This window comes from Pseudomonas sp. ACN8 (assembly GCF_002303925.1).
GTDB lineage: Bacteria > Pseudomonadota > Gammaproteobacteria > Pseudomonadales > Pseudomonadaceae > Aquipseudomonas.
This window is the reverse complement of sequence record NZ_MRCS01000134.1, coordinates 1-564: the sequence shown is the minus strand read 5'-3', so window position 1 is coordinate 564 and position 564 is coordinate 1. Positions and strand designations below refer to the sequence as shown.

The following is a 564-nucleotide window of genomic DNA, read 5'->3' as shown; positions in this document are numbered from 1 at the left end:
CCGTGGTCGAGCCGCAGTCGCTGGGCATCGTGCAGAACCTCGGCGATGCGATCCCGGCCGGTAATCGCCTGGAGCTGTTCCTCGGTGCCGCCATCGGTGCAATCACCTTCTCCGGCTCGGTCATTGCCTTCGGCAAGCTGGCGGGCAAATACAAGTTCCGCCTGTTCCAGGGTGCGCCGGTCCAGTTCGGCGGCCAGCACAAGCTGAACCTGCTGCTGGGCCTGGCCACCCTGGGCCTGGGCGTGACCTTCATGCTCACCGGCGACTACACCGCTTTCGCCGTGATGCTGGCCCTGGCCTTCGTGCTCGGCGTGCTGATCATTATCCCGATCGGTGGCGCCGACATGCCCGTGGTCGTGTCGATGCTCAACAGCTACTCCGGCTGGGCCGCGGCGGGTATCGGTTTCTCGCTGAACAACTCGATGCTGATCATCGCAGGTTCCTTGGTAGGCTCGTCCGGTGCGATCCTCTCGTACATCATGTGCAAGGCGATGAACCGCTCCTTCTTTAATGTGCTGCTCGGTGGCTTCGGCAACACGGCAGAGGCGGCCGGCCCGGCGGGCT

General features: G+C 64.4%; 1 protein-coding gene. It reads left to right on the top strand.

From position 1 onward, the window contains the following. Window positions 1-564 (top strand): NAD(P)(+) transhydrogenase (Re/Si-specific) subunit beta (locus tag BSF44_RS29285; protein ID WP_172435425.1); only part of this gene is annotated, 564 nt, incomplete at both ends.